The sequence below is a fragment of the Tautonia plasticadhaerens genome, from assembly GCF_007752535.1.
Taxonomy (GTDB): Bacteria; Planctomycetota; Planctomycetia; order Isosphaerales; family Isosphaeraceae; genus Tautonia; species Tautonia plasticadhaerens.
Genome location: NZ_CP036426.1, coordinates 5,229,119 through 5,253,187, shown reverse-complemented (window position 1 = coordinate 5,253,187; position 24,069 = coordinate 5,229,119). Strand labels below are relative to the sequence as shown.

Here is a 24,069-nt window from a genome sequence, read left to right as displayed (position 1 = left end):
GATCCGGGCGAGATGCGAGGGGTCCGGCGGGGATGAGGCACAGACGGAACAGCGCCTCGACCTGGCCATCGCCCCAACCTGGCCATCGCCCCGGATGTCCACCAGGTCCCGGAGAGATCGGGGCTCGGCTGCGTCTTGTCCCAGGACGGTAGAGGGATGATGTAACGGTGCTGATCTTCCGCCCGTCCCAGAAGCTGAACGCCAGGATCAAGGCGGGGTCGCTCCCCGCCCTGCCCACCTCCGATGACCCGTACTCGGACTGGTCGGCCCACCTCTTCGTCGCCGACCGGACGCAGTACATCCTCGTGAGCAACACCAGGTCGCTCTACTCGACCGTCTTCTTCGCCAGGGGGATCACGGACGATCGTCGCTTCATCGGGCGAGCCCTGGACAACCTGAGGGAGTCCTTGGAAGACGACGGGCAGGCGTTCGTCTATCACCGGTTCATCGCCCCGGAGGGCGGGACGGTCCAATTCGCCAGGGCGTCGGGGCGTGCCGTCACAGGCTCGATGAACGAACTGGTCGTCCATGCGAAGCACCTGCTGGCCGGGGGAGAACTCTCTCCCTTCGATGCCGGGGACCGGCTCAAAGACGTGCTGCTGTCGGCGATCGGGACGGGCGGGAAGGAACCCCGGCCCAGCCGCCGCGGGGCGACCGGCGCCACCGGGGTGACGCTGACCGACAGCGTCGCCGACCGCGCGGCCCGGCCCGGTCGCGACCGCAACTGGAGGACGAACTGGCCGAGGGCCGCCGAGGCGGCGACCTGGCGGCGCAGCGAGCCGTCGGGCCGGCCGGTCGCCGGGTCCATCACGATACGGTCGCGCGCCGCGGGCACGACGAAGCCGTGTCGGGCCCGCTGGCAGCTGCGGAGGAACTCGTCGATGTCCGCCTCGCGGTCGCAGACCCGCACCCAGCGGACCGCGGCCCCCTCGGGGGCCGGGCCGACCCGCTCGGTGGCCCGCTCCCAGGACTTAGGCGGGTCGGTCGGCTTGCGGGCCGGCGGCCGACGGCGGGTCGTGCCGGCCGGCAAGGGTGCTCGGACGTCGGACTGCTGGTCGGCCAGGCCGAGGACCTCCAGGGCGGGCCGCCGGCCGTGCGCGTCGGGGCGGACCTGCCCCGGCCAACGGGCCGCCAGGACGGTGTGCAGGTGGAATCCCGTCTGGCCCCGCCCGGAGTAGCCGACCGTACCCAGGCCGGGGACCGGCCGGCGGCCGGGGTAGGAGATGACGGTCGTGTCCTCGATCAGCAGGGAGGTCCCCCGCTGTCGAAGGGCCTCGGCCACGAGCCCGCGGTGCCCGGCCTGGAGGCGCTCGGGGGTGGCGTCGGCGTGGTCGAACAGGTGGTAGGCCGCCTTGATGTCGTAGCGGTCCTCGAACGGAGCCGGGATGCTGCGACCGGGCCGGTCGGCCCAGGCCCCGGCGATCCGGACGACCCTGCGGACGCGGCGGACATCGGCGAGGTCGGCCCCCGCGAAGTGGGCCGAGGCCCAACGGGTCGGCTCAGGTTCGGGGGGAATCGGCCGCTCCATCGCCGGGCCTCCTCACCAAGGGGACGAGAGCGCGGAGGAGAAGCTTCGACCATGCTACCAAGATTTGGGGAATGACAAGCCGGCACCCGGTCGTGGATCGGTGCCACCAGGTCGTTGGGCTCGGTCGTGATGATCGTGCACGACTGGAGTGCGCCGGTGTCCCGCTCCCAATACTCCCACAGCCCGGCGAAGGCGAAGGGGCGCTCATCCTTCATGCGGATGAAGTAGGGCTGTTTCTTCCCATCAATTTTTCGACATTCATAGAAGCCATCTGCGACCACCAGGCTGCGTTTCGACTTGAAGGCGTGGCGGAACGCCGGCTTCTCGGCCACGGTCTCGGCCCTGGCGTTGATCATCTTGTTGCCGATCGACGGGTCGTCGGCCCAGGACGGGACCAGACCCCAGTGGAAGAGGGATAGCTCCCGGACCCGCCGATCCGGGTCGAGCCGCACCGTCGGGACCGGCTGCGTCGGGGCGATGTTGTAGCGGGCGGGCAGTTCGGGGACCTCGGGCACGTCGAACGCCTCGGCGATCGTCTCCCGCCTGGCCCGCAGCGTGTATCGTCCGCACATCGTCTCCGCCTCAACCTATCACTCGATACCGTACCGGTCCCGCCAGAACCGGGCGATCTCCTCGATCGTGGTTGCCGCAGAGGGCCTCAAGCCGGTGCCCGGGCCGTCCCCCTGCAACTCGGCGTAGACCACGGAAGCTCCATAGAGCAGCGACGATGCCCTGGCTGGGTCGAGGACAGCCTTCAGGCACGCCTCCGCCACCCGCAACAGTCCGTTGCTCACGACGATCAGGAACACGCCCCAATTCGTCGGTCGGGCCTGTCTCCTCTCCCCGTCCATCTCCACGAGGAGGGAACGCAGACTCCCTTCGAGCGCACCGGACGGCTTGTCCAGGCAAGCCTGCAACACCTTTGCCGCCTGCTCGACGAGCATCCGGTACCGCCGGGGCCTCCGCTTCGCCCGGAGGTCACGACCGACCATCCGGAGGAGGGACAGGGCGAACGGTGCGGCGGCCTCTCGGTCCTGGCAGAGCGACTTGAGGGGCGTCACCCGGGAGATCGGCAAGTCCTCCCCCCGGCGAAGCCCCTCTGCAAGAGCGCTCAACTTCTCGACCAGGGCGGCCTTACGGTCTCCCTGGTCCTTGGCTTTGGGGCTCATTCCGGACTCCAACGCCTCAACGCCCCTCCCGCAGCGCCTCCAGCAGGTCCTCGAAGCCGTCCGGGCTGCCGACGACCCACACCCTTGTCCCCTCCAGCCGCATCACGTCGGCGGTCTGCGGGTCGGTCGGGTCCATCTTCGTCATCAGGTCGGTGAACCGCCTCGCAAGGTCCTCGTCGAGGCCCTCGCTGGCGCTGAAGACGCAGTGGCTGAACGGCGGCGTCGTCCAGACGGCGACGAGCCGGTCGGCATCTTCGGGGCGCTCCTTCCTCAGGTGGTTCCAGAGCCGCTCGCCGATGATCCCCGCATCGCCCCGGCCCTCCAGCAGCGCCTGGAGCACGTACCGCTCGCTGGAGCAGGGATTGCCTTCCAGGTCGACCTCTCCGTCCAGGCTCAGGACCTTGATGTCGTCGAGGTCGACGCCCTCCTCAGCCAGGTAGTGGCGGGGAAGCACGGTCGCCTCGGCGGCGTCCTCGCTGCCCAGGACCAGCGTCCTGCCCTCAAGCTGCCCGACCGAGTCGATGCCGGCGTCCTTCCGGGCGACGAGGACCGAGCGGAAGCCGCAGTCCACGTCCCGCATGACCAGCGTCCGGCTCTTCTCGCCTGCGAGCAGGTGGTACCGGGCGTGGGCCAGCGGGGTGTTCCAGGCGATGTCGACCTGTCCCTCGTTCAGGGCAGCGACCAGGGCGTCGTAGTTCGAATAGAGCACGTAGTCGACGGGCATGTCGTGGCTGTCGAAGTAACGCCGGACGCCCTCGAAGATGGTCACGGCGGCGGGCGAGTAGGCGACGGCACCGATGCGGAGGGCGGGCTTCCCTCCGCAGGGGGCGTCGTCGGTGCAGTCTCCGGCGATGACGCTCCGGGACAGCAGGCAGAGTCCGACGGTCAGGGCGAGGGCGACGGGACGTGCACGCATGGGCTGGCTCCTCGGCTCGGGGCACGAATGGCTTCCGGGAGATGACCTCGAAGCGCACCGATCCTACCCGGTCGCCACAACCGGGGGGAATGGTTCTCGGGGGGGTCGTCTTCCCAGATCGGTACCTGGTGCTCGGAGACTCGCCAAGTGGCCTTTCCCCATCATGGTTCCGATCGTTTGCGTAGCGCCAGGCACTCCTCCTCCAGCACGCCGCCGATCACCTCGGGGGCGGGACGCCACGGGTCGAAGTCGGCGGCGGTCAGGATCGGGTGCGCCGAGGTGACGCCGCCGATCAGCGGGGTGTTGCGCCCGTGGACAACGGCGGCGATGCGGGCCTGGCGGATAACGTAGGAGCACATGAATCAGGGCTCGGCGGTCGTGTAGAGCATGCTCCCCGAGAGGTCGGTGCTCCCGAGCAAGTCGACGGCCCGCTGGACGGCGAGGACCTCGGCGTGCCCGGTGACCGACTGCCCGGTCGGAAGCTCCTCGCTCGCCTCGGCGACGATCCTGCCGTCGAAGACAACGATGGCACCGATCGGCGTGTCCCCCCGATCGCCGGCCACACGTGCCAGGTCGAGGCAGCGGCGCATGTACGAGTTGTGGTCCATCGTGGGTAGTCCGCCGCTCCTTCAGCAAAGGGAGCGACTCGTCACTCGCTGGGATCGATCAGATAGCTGTCGAAGACCCGGACCTTGGCGAAGTGCGGCCGGTTCTCCTCGACGAACCGCTCGTGCTGCGGGTGGACCAGGTACGCCTCCTTGGTGGCCTTGTCCCGGAAGACGACGTGCAGGGCCACGTCCCAGTCCTTGACGCTGACGGGTTCTTCCACGTCCTCGGCGATCGTGCCGACGGAGAAGTAGGTCGTGCCCTCGATGTCGGCCAGGTAGGTGTGGCAGGAATCGACGAACCGCTGGCGGGACTCCTCGGAGCGGACCTTGAGCGTGAAGAAGACCATGTGGGCGAGTTCCTTGGCGTCGTCCTGGGGGGGCATGGCGTTCGCCCCGAGGACGAAGATCGTGACGAGGGCGGGCACGGACCAGCGGATCAGGACGGACTTCATCGGGGTCGCTCCGGGGCTTGGGGACGGGTCGAGCGGACTCCCCGCATGATGGTCGACTGAGGCGGAGGGGGCAAGGAGGTCGAGAGGGTCAATCCCAGGCGGCTACCGCTTGTCCGCCCCGTACATTGCTATCCGCCCCTCAGCGAGCCGTCGACAGTCGTCGTCAATCTCGATGCCGTGGTAATTTCGCCCGAGTTGGGTCGCTGCGACACCGCAAGGTGCGACCCCGGCGAAGGGCGAGGCGACCATCTCGCCCGGCTCGGCCAGTGCGTAGATGAGCCATCACATGACGGAGAGAGGTTTCTGACAGGGGTGACATTTCATGTCTGCACCCTTGTAATTTCCCTCCGGCACGGGGGCGACGTGGCAATCGTGGTTAAGCAGACCGTGCCCCCAGGGCTTGTCCTGCGAGTAGATCAAGCGTTTCGAGCCAATTCGCCGGTAGATGAAGATCGGCTCCCAAGTCTCCTTGAATCGATGCCGGCTGTTGTGAGCGTTGTTGTTCGGAGCATGCCAAACTAGTGTCCTGAGTCGGAAATCCGTTGAATAACCTTGCGCCCTCGCCGTTCGCCCGGTAGAGTCTCCCCAAAGGAGACCCCAACATGGCGCGACCGCTGGCCGAGCTGGTCCTGAGCGACGACGAGCGGCAGACGTTGACGACCTGGGCGAGCCGCCCCAAGAGCACCCTGCGGCGCGCCACCCGCGCCCGCATCGTCCCGGCCTGCGCCGAGGGGCTGGAGAACGAGGCGGTCGCCGCCAGGCCCCGCGTCTGCTCGGCCACCGTTGGCACCCGGCGGCGGCGGTTCGTCGAGCGACGCCTGGAGGGGCTGGCCGACGAGCCCCGCCCCGGCGCGCCGCGCACGATCGCCGACGCCGACGTCGAGCGGGTCGTCACCGGGACGCTGGAGACCAAGCCCGAGTCGGCCACGCACTGGAGTACCCGCGGCATGGCCGAGGCCGCCGGCATGTCCCAGACGGCCGTCGGGCGGATCTGGCGCTCGTTCGGGCTGAAGCCGCACCTCCGCGAGACCTCCAAGCTCTCGACCGACCCGTTCTTCGTCGCGAAGGTCCGCGACGTCGTCGGGCTGTACATGAGCCCGCCGGAGCGGGCGATCGCCCTGTGCGTCGACGAGAAGAGCCAGGTCCAGGCCCTGGGCCGGACCCAGCCGCTGCTGCCGATGACGCCGGGGCAGGCCGGGCGGCCTACCCACGACTACGTCCGCAACGGGACCACATCGCTGTTCGCGGCCCCGAACGTGGCTACCGGCGAGGTGATCGGTCGGTGCCACCGGAGGCACCGCGCGAAGGGGTTCCTGCGGTTCCTGGACGAGGTCCACGCCCGCGTCCCGCGCGAGCCGGGCGTGGAGGTCCACCTGGTGCTGGACCACTACGCGACCCACGAGACGCCGGCGGTGGAGCGATGGTTCCTGCGGCCCCCTGAGTACCACCCGCACTTCACTCCGACCCGCAGCTCTTGGCTGAACCCGGTCGGGCGGTTCTTCGCGGAGATCACCGAGACGCGGATCCGACGCGGCGTGTTCCGCAGCGTGGCGGCGTTGGAGGCGGCGATCCGAGGGTACCTGGAGCACCACAACGCGGACCCCAAGCCGTTCGTGTGGGCCGCAGACGCCGGCCTGATCCTCAACCGCATCAAGCGGGTTTGTAAACGGACCTCCGACTCGGGACACTAGCATTTGTTGGAATTTGTACCCCTTCAGCAACTCGTCGAACCACTTTCGCCCCTCAAAGAGCCTCTGTTGGGACCAGAAGATTGCGAGGAAGTCCGCCCCGCACGTCGTCCAGCGGCAGCACCACTCCTTCGTGGCGGGCTCCCACGGCTCTCGACTGATGCCGTATGGCGGGTCGGCGATGAGCAGATGGCACCTGACGACCCGCTGATCTGCTGTGATTTTCCAAGTGAGTTTGCTGCTCAACTTCCGCCGAGCTTGTTCCTCTCGCTCCTGCTGACGCTCTCGCCACTCGACGATCCTCCGCTGGCGTATCTCCTTTGCTCGACGGAGGATCGCCTGCTCGTCAACGTCGGCGAGTGGATCGTCACGCTCCAGAGCCTCGTCGAGGTCGCCCGACGAGGCTGGGAGAGGGCGGATCGGGACCGTGTCGACCTCCGGAGCGGGCTTGCCGTTGGTCGACGTGAGCCGATGCGCCGGCTGGACCCTGTTGTCGGCCCCAAGCCTGGAGGCGCACTGGATAATCTGACCAGTGCCCTCCATAGTGGAGCGTACCGATGCGACCGTGGCATGGTGGACGTCAAGCTGCCTGGCGACCCACCTGTCTGACCTTCGAGGGGTCTCCCTCAACTGATCGGCGATGATCTGCCGCTTCTGTTCTTGGCTCAACTGCCGCCGTGCCAGGTTGAGCGCTCTCGCAAGCGACCGCAACTCTTGCTCGCTCAGCCCCTCTTTCACGACCTCGGGGCAGTCGACATCGAGTTCATCGGCGATCTTCCGTCGGTGGTTGCCGTCGATGATCCTGCGGAGCGGCCTGTCCGAGTCGACGATGATCGGGACGAGGACGCCCTGGGCGGCGATACTGTCCCGCAGCCCCTCATACTGATCCGGGGCAAGCGGCGGCAGGTCGAGAACGGACTCGTACCGGGGCTTTGCGATCCAGGCGTTCTTAGAGGCGGCCTTGCGTCGGCTCGGGGCGGTGGACATCGGCGTTTACTCTGAAGTTGATCGCTGGATTCGGGAGAAACCTCGGGACGTGAGCAGACTGTCGATGACTCAGTTCATCGCCGTCTCAAGATCCGCCCCGACATCCCTCCCCTCCAGAGCCTCGACGATCCTCGCCCTGGCGATCTCCACCGTCCCCCTGCCGACCTCGCAGCCTGCAAATCGCCTCCCCTCGCCGACCCGGATCGTCGCCACCGCCGTCGAGCCAGAGCCGGTGCAAACATCGGCCACCAGGCCGCCCGGCGGGCAGAGCGCCCGGATGATCTCGACGGCCTCCTCGATGGGCTGCTGCCAGGGATGGTGCTGCTTTTCACGACCCATGGGATCGAGCAAATCGTTGAGGACTGTGCTCGTCCGAAGCCCACCCTTTCCGACGAGTACGATCGGAACCAATCTATTTATCAGTCTGTGTCTCTGGTTGACGGTGCTCGCCTTCCTGGCCGCCACGATCGTCCAGAGGTACTTCAGCCCCACCGCCCTGAGTTCGTCGAGGAACTCGGGCATATGTGCAACACCGGTGTAGATGGCTGCGATCCCGTCGGGCTTGAGCAGCCGCTCGATTGTCTCCGCAAAGGCCCGTCGATGTGGGGAAAATTGCCCTCCCCAGGGCGGGTCGGCCAGCACCAGGTCCACCGAGCCGGGTTCGAAAAGGCCGGTGAGCGAGCGGAAGTCGCAGTGGTGAACCACGTAGTCGGGATCAACCCCCGGCTTCATCTCCGAAACTCTCGCCAATAGATCCGCCCGTCCCTTTGCGCTCCTGACCCGGCGGAGTTTCTTGATGTTGATCGCTCGGTCAGGGGCATCATCGCCGAGTTCGCTGAGGAGTTGAGCCGCCTCCCTGGCCTGGGACTCGCTGCTGGTGATGACGACCGGCTTGCGGGTGGAAGGATATCGCTTGCCATCCTGGCCGTTCCTCGTCGGCAGGTGTCCAACTTGGACACCTCGTCGGACGGTCCCGACCGTCGTCGGACTGACCCCGCATCTTGTGGCGATGCTGCGATCGCTGGCCTCCGGCTGCTGGCGCAGTGCCCATTCCACGAGATGGCGGACCTGCTCTCGGGTAAGATGCCGTCGATACAGGTTGACCGCCAATCGCAGGTCCTGTCGCTCGCCGGGGGAGAGCTTGCCCACGATGATCTTGGGGATGTTCTTGATCCCCAGTTCCTGGGCAATCGCCAACCGCAGCTTGCCGTCGAGCACCTCACCGTCCTGGGTCACGAGGATCGGCACGAGGATGCCTCGCTCGTCGATGTCCCGCCGGAGTTGCTCCCGCAGGTCGGCGTTGATCTCCGGCAATTCGGGAGGGCCATTCGGGGGCTCTGCGAGTCGGACGGGCTTGGCGGTCGGCTTGCGTGGACGGCTCGGTGCGATAGACATCGTCGGCTGAATCTCGGGGGTGGATCGAGGGGCTGACGCCGACGGAAAGATAGGACATGGCAGGGCCTTGCGTCGGCCACGAGTGCCGCCCGTGATGCGATGCCTAGACTGAATGCAGCCGCCCGCTTACGAGACTCTCGATCGCCTTGCCTTGGAGTCGAGCCCGACTCGCCAGCGGGAGCGCCCCCCGACAGCCGTCCAAGTAATCGAGCGGGACGGTCCCGAGCCGCAACGTTGCCGTCGCACACCAACCCCAGACGATGGACGAACCATGCCGAACGCCATCCAGGACCAACTGGTCGCCGGACTGCTCCTGTGGTCGCTGGCCTCGCTCGGCTCTGCGACGATCGGGCTCTACGCCCGCCCGAACGAGTTCTGGCGCTCGTTCTGGTTCATGTCGGGCGTCTGGGGGCTGATCGACGGCGTGATCGGCTGGTTCGCCTCCATCGGCGAGTCCCGTCCGGCCTCCGAACTGCTGCCGATCCTCCGGCTCAACACCGGCCTCGACGTGCTCTATGTCGTCGTGGGGGTGGCCCTTCTGAGCCGCAAGAAGCCGCCGCTGAAGGGGTTCGGCCTCGCCGTCGTCATCCAGGGTGCCTTCTTGCTGCTCTTCGACGGGTACTACTGGTGGCGGTGCACGGGGATCGTCGGATAGGAGGGGCGGTCAGGGGATGGGGTTTGCTGGTGGCCGGTCCTCTCCTCCGGCCGTCCCTGACCCGAGAGATGGAGCGCCCGTGATAGGTGCCCCCCGGCGAAACCCAGGATCAGCGCCACGAGCGAGTGCCCGATCCGGACGAAGTGCTGGGAGTCACCCCCGGTAACGCCGATCGGCCGGCCCGTCTTCGCATCCCAGAGGCGGACGACCCCTCCCTGTCCGCTCGTCGCCAGCGTCCGACCCTGGGGCGAGAAGGCGACCGAGAAGGACATGCTGGCCTCCCGCCCCGGCATCTTCGAGTCGAGGAAGGCCAGCGCCTCGGTCGTCAGCAGCCGTTCCTCGACCGGGGGGATCAGGCTGAGCCCGAGGTAGACCCCGCCGAACAGGGTGAACCCGAGCCAGTAGGCCCGCCACCGGCCGGTGCAGTGGATCGTCAGCAGGATCGAGAGGAGCAGCAGGCCGAGGGTCGTGCTGAACAGGACGCCGTCCCAGGGCCGATCCGCCTGCCGGAGTGCGGCGACGGCGACGGCGGCGAAGAGGACGACGCCCAGCATGGCGGCGATCGAGAACCGGAAGCGTCCCATGGCGGCCCTCCGGAGGGGACGGCGGGGGGCGGTCGCTCGACCGATGTTACGGGCGTCCGGGAATCTGCGGCAACGGAGAACCGGTTCGAGAGGCCCTTGGCCCCGGGCACCCTCGCATGGCCTAGGATACTGCATGGTTGTGCAACAGGCGTCGAGACAGTATAAGAGCTAAACCCAACCAGCCAAGCATCTTCGGATTGGTGGGATCATCGGATTTGCTCCTCGTCGGGCGCTTTCAGCCCTGCGAAAGTGGAGCGCCTGGTGTAGACGATCGGACTAGCCGACCGGGGCAGACCATGCACGCCGACCAGGATGAGACCTACCGCCCCCTGCTGGAAGTCGATCCCCCGGCGTTCCTCGATCGGGTCAACACGCCCTGGGACCGGGCACCCGACCTCGAAGAGTACAACCAGCACGCCTACAAGCGGATCGTGCGTGCGCTGAAGCGGCTGTCGACCTCCGGGACGCCGGGGGGCGAGTCGATCACCCAGGGCATCCTGGTCCTGGGTGAGGCGGGGACGGGCAAGACCCACCTGCTCATGCGGGTCGCCCGCAACCTGTCCCGGACCAACCACATCCTCTTCGTCCGCAAGCCGAACAACGAGGACGCCGTCGCCCAGCACATCTGGGCCGAGATGATCCGCAGCCTGTCCCAGTCCCTCTCGCCGGACACCCCCCAGCAGACCCAACTGGACGACCTACTGGCCCACGTCTTCTCGGCCGTGCTGATCCCCGGCTTCGAGCAGGACATCGAAGCCGGCAGGGATGCGGACCAGAGGCGGCGCTGGGCGAAGAACCTCCGGGACGACCCCTACAACCTCTTCCGCATGCTCGGCGAGGGCGAGCAACGCCAGAGCAACATGCGGACGATCCGCAATCGCACCCTCCGTTACCTCCAGACGCACAACCCGGACGTGGACCAGCGGATCGCCCACGTCCTGATCACCTACTGCTTCGTCTCCAGGGAGGATCGCAAGCGGGTCCTCCTGAAGTGGCTGTCGGGCCAGGACATCGACGAGGCCGAGGCGAAGGACCTCGGACTCGACCCCACCTGGGTGAAGATCGACGAGACCTCAGCCGACGTGTCCACGCAGCAGCAGCGGGAGGAGCAGGCGCTGCGGGCGATCCAGACCATCGGCATCCTCTCGACCTACTACCAGCCGCTCATCCTGGCCTTCGACCAGCTTGAGGGGCTCCGGGACCAGCAGCGGCTCTCGCAGCGGTGGGGCGACACCGTGCGGGAGATCTTCACCATGACGCCCAACCTGCTGGTCGTCACCTGCATCTTCCCGAGCCTCTGGGAGTCCTGGTTCAGCCACGCCCTCGACTCCAGTGTCACCGAGCGGATCGCCCAGCAGTCCGTGACGCTGGAAACCTTCGGACCTCAGTACGGCCTGAAGATGCTGGCGGCCCACCTGGAGCCGTCCTTCTCGAAGCACCGGCTGTCGACGAGCATCTATCCCTTCACGGAGGACGACGTGTCCGCCCTCTGCGGCAAGGCCAGATCGCCCCGCTCCTTCATCCAGGAAGCACGCTCGATGTTCGAGGCGTGGCTCGACGGCGACGAGGAGTGCCTCGCCCCCCAGCCGGCGGGCGGCCCGGCCGTCGTGACCCGAGCGGCGGTGGACGGGCTGATCCGCTCGACGATGGAGCAGGCCGAGCAGCGGCACCTCGACTCTTACGGCCGGGAGATCCCGATCGAGCAGGACCTCTTCGGCCGCATGCGGAACGTCGTCGAGACGCTGCTGGCCCACTCCGGCGAGCGGGCCGCCTACGACCGGGCGACGTGCGGGGCGAAGGTCATGCCGCCGAACCTGCTCGTCCGGCTGCCGGGCACGGCCGAGGACCTCTGCCTGTGCATCAACAACGCCGAGGGGAACTCCTTCACGGCGAGGATGAAGAACCTGGTCGAGGTCATGAGGGCCGCCCGGGGCCCGAAGAAGGTCGTCCTCCTTCGTGACAGGCGCTGCAAGGCCGCCGGGGCAAGGGGCCAGGAGCTGGTCGAGTCGGTCCAGGAGATGGGCGGGGTCTACCTCCCGGCCGGTGGGGGCGAGATCTCGCTCCTCAATGCCATCTACGACGCCCTGGTCGCCATCGAGGAGCACGACCTCTCGATCGGCACCCACGAGGTCGACAAGCAGCAGTTCGTCGAGTTCGTCAAGGGCGAGGGCGTGGGACGCCGGACGCAGTTGCTCAGGAACGCCGCCAACCTCTCCGAATCCTTCGCACGGGCGATCGGCATGGAGCAACCTGTGTCGGGGCACAACGGCACGCAGCCGGCCCCGGCCGCCGCCACGCATCCCTCGACGCAGGCCGCCCCCTCGCCAGGGAACGTCGCCGCCCCCGTGCCTTCGGGGACGCCGAGTGCCGCCTCGAAGCCCTCGCCGAGGAGATCGGGCACGATTCCTGCCGGCAAGCCGGTCGCCGTCGAGCCGGCACCTCCCGTCCCGATCGAGGTGGTGGTAGGCGACACCGAACTGGACAGCCCCAGCCTCGGCCTGATCGGGCGGCTCAAGGACGGCAAGCGGGGCCTGGCCGTCTCGTTCACGAAGCCGCAGTGCATGGTCGTGCTGGGCTAGATGGGCTCGGGCAAGTCCTACGCCCTGGGCGTGCTGATCGAGAGCGCCCTGGCGGCGCTGCCGAACCTGAGCCGCCACCGCAAGCCCATGTGAGTCGTGGCGTTCAACTACCGGCGCAACCCCGACGCCCGGTTCGAGCACTGGGGGTTCATGCGGCCGAACGCCAAGCCGTCCGAGGTCGAGCGGCTCCGCCAGGAGTACGGGGCCGAGCCGGCCGGGGTCGATCGGGTCAACGTCTTCAGCTACGGGCCGGAACTCGACCGGAGGCGGGACGAGTACCGGGGCATCCCGACGTTCCCGATCCAGTTCCGACCCGACGAACTCGGGGCGGAGCACTGGGAGATCCTGATGAAGCCGCCCAGCGCCCAGTCCGAGTACATGGACGTGATCCGGGACATCATCCAGAAGCTCTATTACCAGGAGCGGCTGACCTACAAGAACCTGGAGCATCACATCCTGACCGACGAGCGGCTCAGCACGATGCAGCGGCGGCGGGCCGAGAACCGCCTGAGCTTCGCCAGCAAGTGGCTGACCGACGACCGGGCCTACGAGTGGGCCGACGTGCTGACCGGCGGCAGCCTGAACGTCTTCGACCTGAGGATGCAGGCGCTCAGCAGCGACGACGCCCTGAAGCTCTGCCTGGTCCTGACCGACCTCGTGCGGCGGGCGAAGAACGGCGTCAACAAGATGGTCGTCTTCGACGAGGCCCACGAGTACGTGGACTCGAAGGACCTCGTGGCCGAGCTAGAGAACGCCATCACGCAGATCCGCCACGACGGGATGTCGTTCGTCCTCGCCTCGCAGTTCCCCGACCGCATCCCGGCCCGGATCTTCAAGTACCTGCTGACCCGGCTGATCTTCAAGACCTCCGACCGCAAGGCGATCGACGCCATCCGCAAGGCGGCCCCGAACCTGGAGGCGCTCTCGGCCCAGCGGGTCAGCAACCTGGACCTGGAGCAGGGCGTCTGCTTCGTCCAGACCGACGACGACTGCACCGACCCGCTTCTCAAGGTGCCGCAACTGCTGGCCATCCGGCCCCGGTGCAGCCAGCACGGCGGCGAGACGATCAGGAACGTCGGCGGCACCGGGGGCTGAGCGGGCGAATCTCCAGGGTGTCTGCTTGCTTGACTGCTGAAATCTACCTAAGATAGCCGGTTCGGAGGGCTTCGTCGGGGAGTCGATCGGGGTCGACGAGGACCTGTCGTCTGGCGGACGAGAATTGTGCCGACCGAATACCAGTCCCAATACTTTGCTCACCAACTGACGAAGCGGCTGGCCTCCGACAACGCCGAGAAGCTGTCGCAGTCGCTGCTGAACGCCACGGTCGACCTGAACCCCCACCAGGTAGATGCGGCCCTGTTCGCCTTCCGCTCGCCCTTCTCCAACGGGGCCGTCCTCGCCGACGAGGTGGGATTGGGGAAGACGATCGAGGCGGGGCTCATCATCAGCCAACTCTGGGCGGAACGCCGCCGCCGCATCGCCTGCATCGTCCCTGCCTCGCTCCGCAAGAAGTGGAACCGGGAACTGCTGGAGAAGTTCTTCATCGACTCCGTCATCCTGGAGACCCGCAGCTTCAACGCCCACCGCAAGCACCAGGGCGGCAACCCGTTCGACCAGCCCGACCGGGTCGTCGTCTGCTCCTACGAGTTCGCCCGGTCCAAGGTGAATGACCTGAAGCAGGTGCCGTGGGACCTTATCACGCTCGACGAGGCGCACCGGCTCCGGAACGTCTACAAGAAAAGCAACCGGATCGCCCGCACCATCCGGGACGCCGTCCTGTCCCGCCCCAAGGTCCTGCTGACGGCGACCCCGCTCCAGAACTCGCTGATGGAGCTTTACGGGCTCATCAGCTTCGTAGACCCCCACCTCTTCGGCGACGAGAAGTCCTTCAAGAGCCGGTTCGCCACCAAGGCCGAGAAGGTCACGCCAGACCAGATCGAGGAACTCCGGACCCGCCTCCGGCCGGTCTGCCAGCGCACCTTGCGGCGACAGGTCTCGGAGTACGTCCCGTACACCAACCGCATCTCGATCACGCAGGACTTCACCCAGACCGACGAGGAGGTCCGCCTCTACGAACAGGTCTCGACCTACCTCCAGAAGCCCGAGTTGATGGCCCTGCCGTCCGGGCAGCGGCAACTCATCACCCTGATCCTGCGGAAAATCCTGGCCTCGTCGTCATTTGCGATCACCGCCACGCTGGGAAAGCTGATCGACCGGCTGGAGACCCTCCAGGCGGAGGCCGGGGAGGACGGCGTCGGCTCCGTGGTCGACGACGTGGAGCACGCCGACGAGCTTGAGGAGGAATGGCACGAGGCCCTCGACGACGGCGACGACGAGGGCGATCCGGACGAGGACGACCCCGAGGACCGCCGGGAGGCCATCAGGGAGGAGATCGAGGAACTCCGCAGCTACCGGGCGCTGGCGCAGTCGATCAGCCGGAACGCAAAGGGGGACGCCCTGCTGTTCGCCCTGGAGCGGGGGTTCGAGCAGGCCGGGAAGAACGGGGCACCGAGGAAGGCGCTGATCTTCACCGAGTCACGCCGCACGCAGGACTACCTCAAGGACCTGCTGGAGCGCAGCGGCTACGCCGGGCGGATCGTGACCTTCAACGGCACGAACACCGACCCGGAGTCGAAGCGGATCTACGCCGACTGGCTGGAGCGGCACCGGGGCGAGGACTGCGTCACCGGGTCGGCGTCCGCCGACATGAGGTCGGCGCTCGTCGACCGCTTCCGGGACGAGGCGACCATCATGATCGCCACCGAGTCGGCCGCCGAGGGCGTCAACCTGCAATTCTGCTGCTTATCACGGATTTCGGGGAGCCCTGCGATCCCCTCCGAGTGAGGCCGAGATCAGCAGGTTCTGGAGCCAGTCGGGGTGATACCGCTTCCCGTTGAGCCGTTCCGCCGGGCTCCTCAACTCGGGGGTCTCTCGGACCGTCCAAGGGCACATCGGGGCGAAGTTGTGGATCAACGCCCAACCTCGCAACCCCTGCTCAGCCGCTGCCGATTTGCCGTGCAGTTGCTGCGTGCAGGACAGGTGGCAGTCGAGCCGTCGCAACAGCCGGTCCACCGGGTTGCTCGTCCGAGGGCAGCCGGGATGGGCGTAGGCCAGGGCGAACGCCTCGCGCTCCTCGCACAGTGACAGCACCTTCTCCCGCACGATCGGCTTGTCGATGTGCTTCGGGGCCCCCTCCCGCAGCCGGCGAAGCCGTTGCGAGAAGGTGCGGGCATCCGGGGCGTGATACGCACCCCAGACCCGCCCCCGGAGGGCATCGAAGGTCTCCTTCAGGTGCTTGGCCCGCTCCCGGATCTCCAGGGACGCATGGAGGAAGCAGAGGATGATCGTCGCCCCCTGGAACAACGCCCGCCAGGCCGCCTGCGTGGCGGCCCAGCCGTCGGTGTTGACCGTCCGGGGCCGGTACTCCGGGTCCAGGTCCCGGACCCCATCCCGGGACACGCCGTAGGCCCTCGTCAACTCGTCCTGATCCGCCTTCTCGGCCAACGCCAGGCCCAGGCAGCACCCGCCGCCGGCGGTGGCCGCCAGGTAGACCTCCTCGCCGGCCAAGGTCGTGTGCTTCTCGTCGGCGACCAGATGACCGGGCAACCGCTCCGGTCCCTTGACCGTGGCCCCCACCAGGCCGGATCGGCCAAGCGTGCGTCCCAGGCGATGCCAGTACATCGGGCCCCGCCCGAAGACCTCGGTCAGGGCCCAGTCAGGGACGGCGAACTTGCGGAGAAAAGGGGGGCCTGCACGTCCTCGGTGTGGGCGGTCAGCTACGGCATCAAGAACGACGGTCGGACCAGGGAGCTCTGGCCGTCGCGGAGGTCGATCCGCCGGAGCCTCCAGCCGGCCTTGCGGGAGGTGTAGGTGTCCTTCATGCGGTAGCCCCGCCGGATCTCGGATGGGAACAGTTCCGGATGGGCTTCGATCTGCTGGCCCAGATACTCCCGGAACCGCTCGGCATCGCCTGCGATCTGCTCATACTTCTGCGGGGCGCGGGGGATACAGATGGCCTTCTGTCCCCGGAGGGGCGGGGACGTGGGGTCGGCTGCCGGCATGGCGTCGTCCCTGCTGATGGCTCACGAGGCGGAGATCCGTGACCCTCAGCATAGCCGCTGTCGGACGGGCTGACATGGACATCCGCTTCCATCCCCCAAATCCGTGATAAGCAGGCAATATTCCTCCAGCAGCGGCACGATCTCGTCCCGGACGATGCGTGCGAACCGGGCGACATCCCGGACGGGCCGGCCGCCCTCCATCAGGTAGGCGTGCCCGACCTGGAGGTTGCGGGCGTCCCGTCCGACGTGCTCGCAGATGCGGCGATTCAGCGCCTCCAGCCAGGGCCCCAGCGGGATGTCGGCGACCACGGACTCGCCCAGCGGGGCCACGTCGGGCATCAGTTCGACGAAGCCGAACCGACGGCGAAGGGCGGCGTCGAGCAGGGCGATCGACCGATCCGCCGTGTTCATCGTCCCGATGATCGAGACGTTCGGCGGTACTTGGAACGCCGAGCAGCCCAGCGGCAGGAGGACCGGCTTGCCCCGCTTGTCCTTCTCGACGACCGTCAGCAACTCGCCGAAAATGCGGGGGAAGTCGCCCCGATTGATCTCGTCGACGATCAGCACGAAGCTGCGGTCGGGCTGGCGATCGGCGTCCAGGCAGAGCCGCTTGAAGATACCGTCCCGCAGGGCGTAGCCCACGACGCCGTCGTGCAACTCGGGGCGGTAGCCCTCGATGAAGTCCTCGTAGCCGTAGGACGGGTGGAAGCAGCAGAGCCGGACGGCACCGGGGCGATCCGGCTCGCCGAGGATCGTGCCCCGCTCGGCGTCAGATAGCTCGCCGAAGGGCCTGCCGTGGTGGGAGTACGAGGCGAGGTCCAGGGCGGTGCGCTCGGCCCAGTAGGTCTTGCCGGTGCCGGGCGGCCCGTAGAGGATGGCCTGCCCCCGACGCTCCAGCACCGACTGGATGCGGCCCGGCACGCCGTCGAGCCGGGGGACCGCCCCAGCCTTCGGGGTGGGGGTCGCCGGGCGGGATGTCCGGACGCCGATCGTGCCGCCCAGGGCACGTCGCTCCGCCTCGACGAGGGTCTCCGAGTGCTTCCTCAGCCGGTGCACCGTCGATCGGAGTCCTTCGGGAACGGGCATCTTCCACTCGTCCAGCGAGCGCCACTCGACGGGACTACGATGCGGGGCGTCCTGACCCGACTCGTAGACATAGGCCCCGACGACCCTGCCGACGCCGAGTACCCTGGCCCCGTTGCAGGCCAGGACCATGTCCCCCTCGGCGATCCCGGCGACGAGGTTGAGGACCTGGGTCGCCGTACGACCGAGTTGCTGGGGGCTGCCCGGATAGCGGTCCCCGAGCAGCCCGATCAGCCGCTGCTTCGAGGTGGAGTCCTTCTCGAAGCCGGAAAGGTCGCCGAGGGCGGGCCAGCCGACGGCCACGAACCCGCCGTCCCGCATCTCCGGCCAACAGTCCCGTGAGCTTCCGCCGTCGGAGGTGCCGACACGCCAGTAGCCGTGGTGGGCGGAGTGATATTCGTTGAGGACCGTCACCAGGTGGTTGATCGGGATGTCCAGTTCGGCGGCGGCGGCGACGAACCGGCTGGCGCAGAGGTAACGTCCCTCGCCCTCGGGCGGCACCTGGAGCATCTTGACCAGGTGGAACCGCTGGTAATCGGGGTTGTGGTAGTCGTCGAGCTTCTCGGGGGACATCAGGGTGAATACTTGTGCCCCCACGCCGAGTCGCAGACCGACGGGGCGATGCGCCCCAGGTCTTCCTGGAGCGTTCGGTACTCGGCGTCATCCGCCCCGCCCGGCAGCCTGCCAATGCGCTCGGCACTCCGGACCAGTTCGTCCCGCTGCCTGCGGGCGATCTCGACCGCCTCGGGGACCGTCAGTTCCCGGACGTTCTGCGGCCTCCCGGTGACCCAGCAGTCGAGGTCCCTGCTCCGGAAGATGCCGTAGTTGAAGGAGCTACCGCCGGAGATGCTGCCGAAGTGGCGGGAGGGAAACTCCTCGTCGCTCTTGAACTCCAACCAGTAGACGAGGCTGTCCCGGTTCCCTCGGGCGTGCATCACCTCCAGGAGTTCCTCGCCGTCCAGCCGGGCGAGCACGTCCGGGCCGAACCGGCTGCGGAAGGTGCGGATTGCAGCCTCCAACTGTGCCCTCGACGGGAGCCTGCCCTCGGCGGTCAGACGCTTGTGGTCGTCCAGGATGCGGCTCTTGATGCGTTCGTCGAGCATGATGGATCAGCCGGGGGGCCGCAGCCCCCCTATTCCTCGCCTCCGGAGATCGCCCTGACCGAATTCGTCTGGTACCGCTTGCCCGTGAAGACGCCCTCGAAGAACTCCTCGGCCAGGAGCTTCACGAGCGCCCTCGTCGTCTTCGTGTCGCTCGGGAAGACGAGCTTGCCCTTCTCGACCTGGACCTTTAAGCCGAACTTCTCTGCCCGGTTCGAGATGACGATCGCAGAGTGGACATCGAGGACACCCGACTCCCGGATCGCCGTGAAGCGCCTCCTGTACCATGGCCGGGAGTGCTTGGCGAGGTGCTCCCGGACCTTCCCGTCCCGATCATCCGTAGGTAGCGATCCGCCGAGCGCCGCACCGCCTCCCTGGCCCCCTCGGGGATCGCAAGGTCGAACATGAACCCGTAAAGCCGGTCGAAGGCGTAGGGCACTACGGCGGCGTGATGTGGTCGCAGGATATCCAGCAAGGAGGCATGCTCCTTGTCCCTGGGGCGGTGGCACTTTGGCGGCTATCAGGCCCGAGGTTTACGCTGTCGAGTTGGAGCGATCCGGTGGACCGATGCCACAGATATCCCCAATTCCTCGGCGATCTGCCTCGGGGGTACTCCTTGCTCCCGGAGTTCGAGGAGGCGTTTCGTCTTGATAATCCCCATGTAGGTTTTCGGACGTTGCGACCATGGCGCTTCCCCAGCGGCCAGGAAGACCGATTCGAGCTTCCGCTCCAAGCGACGGAGCGCCCGGAAGTGCCGCTTCCGGACCGGGTTGGTGTACCGGCCCAAATTCTCGTCTTTGCTTTGGTGTTTGTGCGCCAAATGCAAGGAGGCGACCTCCTCGCCCGCCAGGCGGCGAATCATGTCGGCCGATGTGTCTCTCAATGAGTTGAACGGCAATCTGGGGAAGTTGGGATGATCCCTGAGCACCCGCTTCAGTAGATCGTCCCAGAGCCTTGGGATTGCATTGGATCGGTTCCCGCCCTTGGTCTTCCTCCAGTACGGCAAGTTCTTCTCGGTGAGCAGGAGGATGTCCGAGTCCGACGGCTGGGACTTGCGACGTTCGAGCGCCCAGCGGAGGCCATCGGCCGTCTGCCGCCAGAGCAGATGGATTGACCGGGTCTTCTTCTTCCTCCTGACCCGTCGGATGTAGCTCAGGCCCTCATCCTTGAGGTGCAGGTGACCGATCCGGAGCCGGCCCGCTTGGTCGGCCCCGTAGGCACAGTTGAGGCCCAGAAGGAGAAAAACTCGCTCGATCGGCGTGGCGTACTCGTTCAATATCCGCAATTGGGCCACGGTCCAGATCGGCACGTCGGCGGCCTCCTTCTCGGTGTCCTCGTCCAGTTCCCGGGGGTTGCGGCGGATGTGCTCGAAGTCCTCGGGCTTGCGCCATTGGAACTCGCCGGAGAGGTGCAGCCAGCGGAGGAACCGGCCTAGCTCCCCGATGTAGTTGGTGCAACTCTTCCGGGCCATCGGTCGGCCGTACCGCTTCGAGGGTGGCCGTCGCCGGAAGATTCCGAAGAGTTCATCCGTGCCCTGGTAGTCGAGTTCGGCGAGGTCGATGTCGGGGACGTAGCCGAGGATCGTCCTGATCTGCGTGACCTTGGTCTTGCCGTTGTCGCTAATCGTACCGTCGGCGTCCCGGTACTCCCGCTCGATTGAATGCTGGTACGCCCGGAGGGCCTGGTGGAGGGTTTGGCCGGTCAACACGGGGCGATCGGTGCCGATCCCGGTCCCGAGCTTGGCCCTGTAGTCACCGATGCCGTCGAGATTATCCTCCTTGCCAACCTCGTAGGTTCGCCGGTTAGCAGGCTCAACCGGGGTACCTAACCGGAGGGCAAGCTCGTTGACCCGCCGGTAGTAGGTCTCGGGCCATTCGTAGTCGCCATCCCTGGGGACTTTTAGCGGCTCTCCCCTGGCCACGGCTTTGGCCACCTCCAGATGGGAAGGGTCCCAGGCGGGCGGGCCGGGTCGCCGACCCGAGGCGTGGAGGTCCTCGACGACCTGCCAGAGCGCCACGAGCAGTTCTAGTCGTCGGGCCGCCTCCACCCGATCATGGCCCAGGTAGAACTTGGGCTGACCGCCCTGTGGCAATCGACCCAGATTGCGCACATACCCCCGCTTCGTCCGCTTCAGGTTGGTAGACCGCATGCCCGCATCTCGGGAAGGGCGAACCGATGAGGGCCGAGGCACCCCTGTTATGAGGTCGCTGCCGGTCCTTATCAGATCACAATCAGATCAATCAGACCGTTGAAGGCCCATTCCGAGAGGGTAATCGGGCGGGGGCGATCGACGCAAGCGCAATAAGAAAGGCCCGTTGCGATTTCTCGCAACGGGCCTTTCAGTGGAGGCGGCGGGAATTGCACCCGCGTCCCGAGATCCATTGATGAAGGCGTCTACATGCGTAGTCGTTCTATTTATTGTCGGCCTGGGAACCCCAAACGACGAGGTTTCCATCGGCTTAGCCTATTATGAGTTTAACCCGATCCGCAACAGGCGGTTAAGATCGGGCGAGCCCACTGTGTCGTCGTCGGCCATGACCCGCAGGCGAAGTCATGACACGACGCAGCTTAACCGCGGTCAGGCGGCGAGGCTGTAGGAACCAACGTGGTTGTTGGCAGCTAATGTTTTGATCGGCTTTTTACGAGGCCAGCCGACCAACCTCGGCATGCAGCCAGACATCTCAGAAATCCGGTCGAACCTGAATCGCCCCCCGTTCACGTCCAGTCAATGAAGCAACATTGAGCTGATCGAGAATGCTCATCTTATTCGAGCTCGGGGGAAGGGTCAAGGTGCAATTCTTGATTCCGGGGCGGGGTCGGCGTGACTCTCCCGAAGGAGGATGAGGTCGTCGAGGTCGAGCTCGGAGTTCAGGATCAAGTGGCCTGGGATTCCGGATATCTCGCAAACCCTTGCTCTATGATCAATAAATGCAATTTACCCCTTCTGTCTGACGGCTGTCCGACGCTTCGCCTCTTGCAAGGAGCCCTCGCCCTCCCAACACGATGGCGGTTGCCGCGCCACGCAATCGCATCAGGGAGGGACGAGGCTGTCCGCCATCACGCTGACCGCCGATTGGGCCGCCCGGGTCGCCGCCCTGGCCGCACCGCTGCACCGCCGCTGGGCCTGGCGGCTGGCCCACGTCATCGCCGACATCCTGACCGCCCCGGGCCGCCGCACCGCCTTCAGTCGGTGGCGGGCCGCCGGCATCGGCACGGCCTCCCGGGCCTACGATCACTTCCTCGACGGCATCGGTCGCAAGACGACCCGGATCGCCACGGTCCCGGCCGGTCTGACGGCCCGCCACCTCGACCCGGGGGGGCGGTGGCCGCCGGTCTCCGACGATACGCCGTCGAAGCGGTACGGCCCCGGAGTCCGGGGGGCCGGCATCCACCGCAACCCCACGCCGGGGACGGCCGGGGCGAAGTCCCTCTACGGCCTAATACGGGATTGCATGGATCGCTATCTTTTCAGCGGAGGATTGCCCGCATGGAGGGCAGCACCATGGCCCGCGACCGACTGCCGATCGCCCCGCTCCTGGACCCCGGCGAGATCGCCCGCCGCTACCGCGCCTGCCGTTCCGGCGTCGAGAAGACCCACGGGCAGGTCCTCCGGCTGCTGACCCGCTCCACCGACCCGCCCGCCCCCGCCGAGGTCGGCCTCACCCCCGCCTGGGTCCGGGCCATCCTGAAGCGGTGGGACGCCCAGGGGCCCGCCGGCCGGGCCGACCGCCGGGCCGCCCGCGACGGCGGCCGGCATAAGCCCCCGGACGAGCAGCAGGCCGTCCTGTTCGAGGCGTTGCAGGGCCGCCCCGACGACGGCGGGCTGTGGGCCGGGCCGAAGGTGGCCGCCTACGTCCGCGACCGGTGGGGCGTGGCCGTCCGCGTCGAGGCCGGCTGGCGCCGGCTGCGGCGCCTGGGCCTGAGCCTCCAGGTCCCCCGGCCCCGCGACCCGGGGGCGGCGACGGCCGACGAGCAGCGGAGGTGGCAAAGGCGACCTGGCCGACCGGCTGGCCGGGCTGAGGGCCGAGCACCCGGGCAAGGCCGCCGAGCTGTGGGCCGAGGACGAGGCCCGGCCGGGGCTCAAGCCCGTCGCCCGGCGGGTCTGGGCCGTCAAGGGGCGACGACCGACGGCCAACGGCCGCACCGGGTGTCAGTGGCTCTACGTCTACGGCTTCGTCCACCCGGCCAGCGGCCGCGACCTGGAGCCGATCCTGCCGGCGGCGGATACCGACCGGATGGCCGCAGCGCTCGGCGAGTTCGCCCGGTGGGCGGGCCCCGCGGGCGAGAGGCTGCTGGTGGTGCCGGTCGACAACGCCGGCTGGCACGTGGCCAGGCGCCTGGCGGTGCCGCCGGACGTGGTGCGGCACCGGCTGCCGCCCCGCACGCCGGACTTGCAGCCGGCCGAGCCGCTCTGGCCGCCGCTGCGCGCGGTGGTGGCCAACGAGGGCTTCGACGACCTGGAAGCGTTGGAGCGCCCCTTGATCGGTCGATGCCGCTGGCTGATCGACCACCCCGAGGTCGTCCGCGGGGCGGTCGGCTTCCACTGGGCGGTCGCCCTCAATGGTTAGTTATCCAGGCAATCCCGTATCACTTCTGGCAAAGTTCAGGTAGAAGGCGACGCCCCGGGTCTGGGGGCCTTCGACCCTCAGCGGGCCGAGCCGGGTGTGCAGCGTCTCGGGCTTGAACCCATTGGGGTGGCCCGTGCGCTGCCCGGACCGCTGATTGGAGGCAGCCCCGAGGGCGTGGGCCCGCTCGATCTACATGACCTCGCTGATCAAGACGGTCACGGCGGAGGCGAGCCCGTCGAAGCCGCTCGGCCAGCAGTTCCGCGATCTGGTCCAGGAGAGCAGTCTGCATCGGGCGGGTCATTATCGGGGTCTGCTTGGTCCGGTTGGCACCTTCCAAGGGAGCCGGCGGCGGCCCACCGCTTCAACCCGAGCCGAATGTACTGAGCAAATGATGCACCATTAAGCGCGATTTACACCGAGATTTCGAGACGATCACCCAGTGGGGATGACTCGGCATGATCTGCCGTTGACAGAAGTGAACGAGACGGTATGATGCCTCAATCATAATTGATGATCGGGGCGTAGCTCAGCTTGGCTAGAGCGCACGGTTCGGGTCCGTGAGGTCGGAGGTTCAAATCCTCTCGCCCCGACTTTTCCTAACATTCGCCGAATCCTTGACTTAGGATACCTGCCCGCGGCGGGCAGCGCGGCCCGGAAGCCCTCGCAAATCCGGTAGTCTACCGGGTTGAGGTCCGA

General features: G+C 67.4%; 20 protein-coding genes, 1 tRNA gene, 1 other RNA gene and 4 pseudogenes. 10 read left to right on the top strand and 16 right to left on the bottom strand.

Annotated elements, in window-relative coordinates; genetic code table 11:
• Positions 1–167 precede the first annotated feature (167 nt).
• Positions 168–548 (top strand): annotated as a pseudogene (locus ElP_RS41290) (DUF6933 domain-containing protein); the annotation flags it as partial.
• On the opposite strand, the gene ElP_RS21015 reads toward ElP_RS41290, so the two are convergent.
• From ElP_RS21015 to ElP_RS20985, 7 genes and pseudogenes are all read right to left on the bottom strand, one after another.
• Entirely contained in the window at positions 437–1,528 is a 1,092-nt protein-coding gene (locus ElP_RS21015) for an IS4/Tn5 family transposase DNA-binding protein (RefSeq protein ID WP_145272608.1), read from the bottom strand. The pseudogene ElP_RS41290 and the gene ElP_RS21015 overlap by 112 nt on opposite strands.
• An 86-nt stretch (positions 1,529–1,614) precedes the next feature.
• A pseudogene (locus ElP_RS41285) lies at positions 1,615–2,100 on the bottom strand (SOS response-associated peptidase); the annotation flags it as partial.
• 18 nt (positions 2,101–2,118) lie between these two features.
• Positions 2,119–2,697 (bottom strand): hypothetical protein, encoded by a 579-nt coding sequence (locus ElP_RS21005; protein WP_145272606.1) that lies wholly within the window; start codon positions 2,695–2,697, stop codon positions 2,119–2,121.
• A 16-nt stretch (positions 2,698–2,713) separates the two neighbouring features.
• On the bottom strand, positions 2,714–3,613 hold the full coding sequence (locus ElP_RS21000; protein WP_145272604.1) for a phosphate/phosphite/phosphonate ABC transporter substrate-binding protein: 900 nt from the start codon (positions 3,611–3,613) through the stop codon (positions 2,714–2,716).
• Between the two features lie 161 nt (positions 3,614–3,774).
• A complete protein-coding gene (locus ElP_RS20995) occupies positions 3,775–3,972 on the bottom strand; it encodes a tRNA-specific adenosine deaminase (RefSeq protein WP_145272602.1) in 198 nt (65 codons plus the stop codon).
• Positions 3,973–3,975: 3 nt separating this feature from the next.
• Positions 3,976–4,221 carry a nucleoside deaminase gene (locus ElP_RS20990; RefSeq protein WP_145272600.1) on the bottom strand — a complete coding sequence of 82 codons (246 nt, stop codon included), beginning with the start codon at positions 4,219–4,221 and terminating at the stop codon, positions 3,976–3,978.
• A 41-nt stretch (positions 4,222–4,262) separates the two neighbouring features.
• Positions 4,263–4,673 (bottom strand): Dabb family protein, encoded by a 411-nt coding sequence (locus ElP_RS20985; RefSeq protein ID WP_145272598.1) that lies wholly within the window; start codon positions 4,671–4,673, stop codon positions 4,263–4,265.
• A gap of 602 nt (positions 4,674–5,275) precedes the next feature.
• Here ElP_RS20985 and ElP_RS20980 point away from each other — a divergent pair.
• Entirely contained in the window at positions 5,276–6,364 is a 1,089-nt protein-coding gene (locus ElP_RS20980; RefSeq protein WP_145272596.1) for an IS630 family transposase, read from the top strand.
• A 186-nt stretch (positions 6,365–6,550) separates the two neighbouring features.
• A complete protein-coding gene (locus tag ElP_RS20975; protein ID WP_145272594.1) occupies positions 6,551–6,970 on the top strand; it encodes a hypothetical protein in 420 nt (139 codons plus the stop codon).
• A gap of 447 nt (positions 6,971–7,417) precedes the next feature.
• Here ElP_RS20975 and ElP_RS20965 read toward each other — a convergent pair whose 3' ends face one another.
• On the bottom strand, positions 7,418–8,662 hold the full coding sequence (locus ElP_RS20965; RefSeq protein ID WP_197446245.1) for a DNA methyltransferase: 1,245 nt from the start codon (positions 8,660–8,662) through the stop codon (positions 7,418–7,420).
• A 352-nt stretch (positions 8,663–9,014) separates the two neighbouring features.
• Here ElP_RS20965 and ElP_RS20960 point away from each other — a divergent pair, with 352 nt between their 5' ends.
• Positions 9,015–9,398 (top strand): DUF6992 family protein, encoded by a 384-nt coding sequence (locus ElP_RS20960; protein ID WP_145272590.1) that lies wholly within the window; start codon positions 9,015–9,017, stop codon positions 9,396–9,398.
• Here the strand turns inward: ElP_RS20960 and ElP_RS38445 are convergent.
• Positions 9,365–9,982, bottom strand: coding sequence for a WD40 repeat domain-containing protein (locus ElP_RS38445; RefSeq protein ID WP_197446244.1), 618 nt, complete (start codon positions 9,980–9,982; stop codon positions 9,365–9,367). The genes ElP_RS20960 and ElP_RS38445 overlap by 34 nt on opposite strands.
• Positions 9,983–10,278: 296 nt before the next feature.
• Between ElP_RS38445 and ElP_RS20955 the strand changes: the two genes are divergently transcribed.
• From ElP_RS20955 to ElP_RS20945, 3 genes are all read left to right on the top strand, one after another.
• A complete protein-coding gene (locus ElP_RS20955; protein WP_145272589.1) occupies positions 10,279–12,561 on the top strand; it encodes an AAA family ATPase in 2,283 nt (760 codons plus the stop codon).
• A 96-nt stretch (positions 12,562–12,657) separates the two neighbouring features.
• Entirely contained in the window at positions 12,658–13,656 is a 999-nt protein-coding gene (locus ElP_RS20950; protein ID WP_145272587.1) for an ATP-binding protein, read from the top strand.
• 126 nt (positions 13,657–13,782) lie between these two features.
• The gene (locus ElP_RS20945) at positions 13,783–15,405 is read left to right on the top strand and encodes a DEAD/DEAH box helicase (protein ID WP_145272585.1); all 1,623 of its coding nucleotides are present in this window, start codon (positions 13,783–13,785) and stop codon (positions 15,403–15,405) included.
• Here the strand turns inward: ElP_RS20945 and ElP_RS38440 are convergent.
• The 6 genes from ElP_RS38440 to ssrA all read right to left on the bottom strand — a co-directional run bounded on the left by ElP_RS38440 (position 15,367) and on the right by ssrA (position 21,517).
• Positions 15,367–16,242 carry a hypothetical protein gene (locus ElP_RS38440; RefSeq protein WP_197446243.1) on the bottom strand — a complete coding sequence of 292 codons (876 nt, stop codon included), beginning with the start codon at positions 16,240–16,242 and terminating at the stop codon, positions 15,367–15,369. The two genes, ElP_RS20945 and ElP_RS38440, sit on opposite strands and share 39 nt — an antisense overlap.
• A gap of 95 nt (positions 16,243–16,337) precedes the next feature.
• Positions 16,338–16,622, bottom strand: coding sequence for a hypothetical protein (locus tag ElP_RS20935; RefSeq protein WP_145267830.1), 285 nt, complete (start codon positions 16,620–16,622; stop codon positions 16,338–16,340).
• Positions 16,623–16,667: 45 nt separating this feature from the next.
• The gene (locus tag ElP_RS20930) at positions 16,668–18,278 is read right to left on the bottom strand and encodes an AAA family ATPase (protein WP_145272583.1); all 1,611 of its coding nucleotides are present in this window, start codon (positions 18,276–18,278) and stop codon (positions 16,668–16,670) included.
• Positions 18,278–18,808 carry a hypothetical protein gene (locus tag ElP_RS20925; RefSeq protein ID WP_145272581.1) on the bottom strand — a complete coding sequence of 177 codons (531 nt, stop codon included), beginning with the start codon at positions 18,806–18,808 and terminating at the stop codon, positions 18,278–18,280. Before ElP_RS20925 ends, ElP_RS20930 begins: the two co-directional genes overlap by 1 nt.
• 517 nt (positions 18,809–19,325) lie before the next feature.
• Positions 19,326–20,954, bottom strand: a complete 1,629-nt coding sequence (locus tag ElP_RS20920) for a hypothetical protein (protein WP_145272579.1) — start codon at positions 20,952–20,954, stop codon at positions 19,326–19,328.
• A gap of 191 nt (positions 20,955–21,145) precedes the next feature.
• Positions 21,146–21,517: a transfer-messenger RNA gene (gene ssrA, locus ElP_RS20915) on the bottom strand.
• A 775-nt stretch (positions 21,518–22,292) separates the two neighbouring features.
• Between ssrA and ElP_RS41275 the strand changes: the two are divergent.
• Both ElP_RS41275 and ElP_RS39865 read left to right on the top strand, forming a co-directional pair.
• A pseudogene (locus ElP_RS41275) lies at positions 22,293–22,784 on the top strand (winged helix-turn-helix domain-containing protein); the annotation flags it as partial.
• 16 nt (positions 22,785–22,800) lie between these two features.
• Positions 22,801–23,373 (top strand): transposase, encoded by a 573-nt coding sequence (locus tag ElP_RS39865; RefSeq protein ID WP_197447128.1) that lies wholly within the window; start codon positions 22,801–22,803, stop codon positions 23,371–23,373.
• 39 nt (positions 23,374–23,412) lie between these two features.
• Here ElP_RS39865 and ElP_RS41625 read toward each other — a convergent pair.
• A pseudogene (locus tag ElP_RS41625) lies at positions 23,413–23,674 on the bottom strand (transposase); the annotation flags it as partial.
• 214 nt (positions 23,675–23,888) lie between these two features.
• On the opposite strand from ElP_RS41625, the gene ElP_RS20905 reads away from it, so the two are divergent.
• Positions 23,889–23,963, top strand: a tRNA-Pro gene (locus ElP_RS20905).
• Positions 23,964–24,069 lie beyond the last annotated feature (106 nt).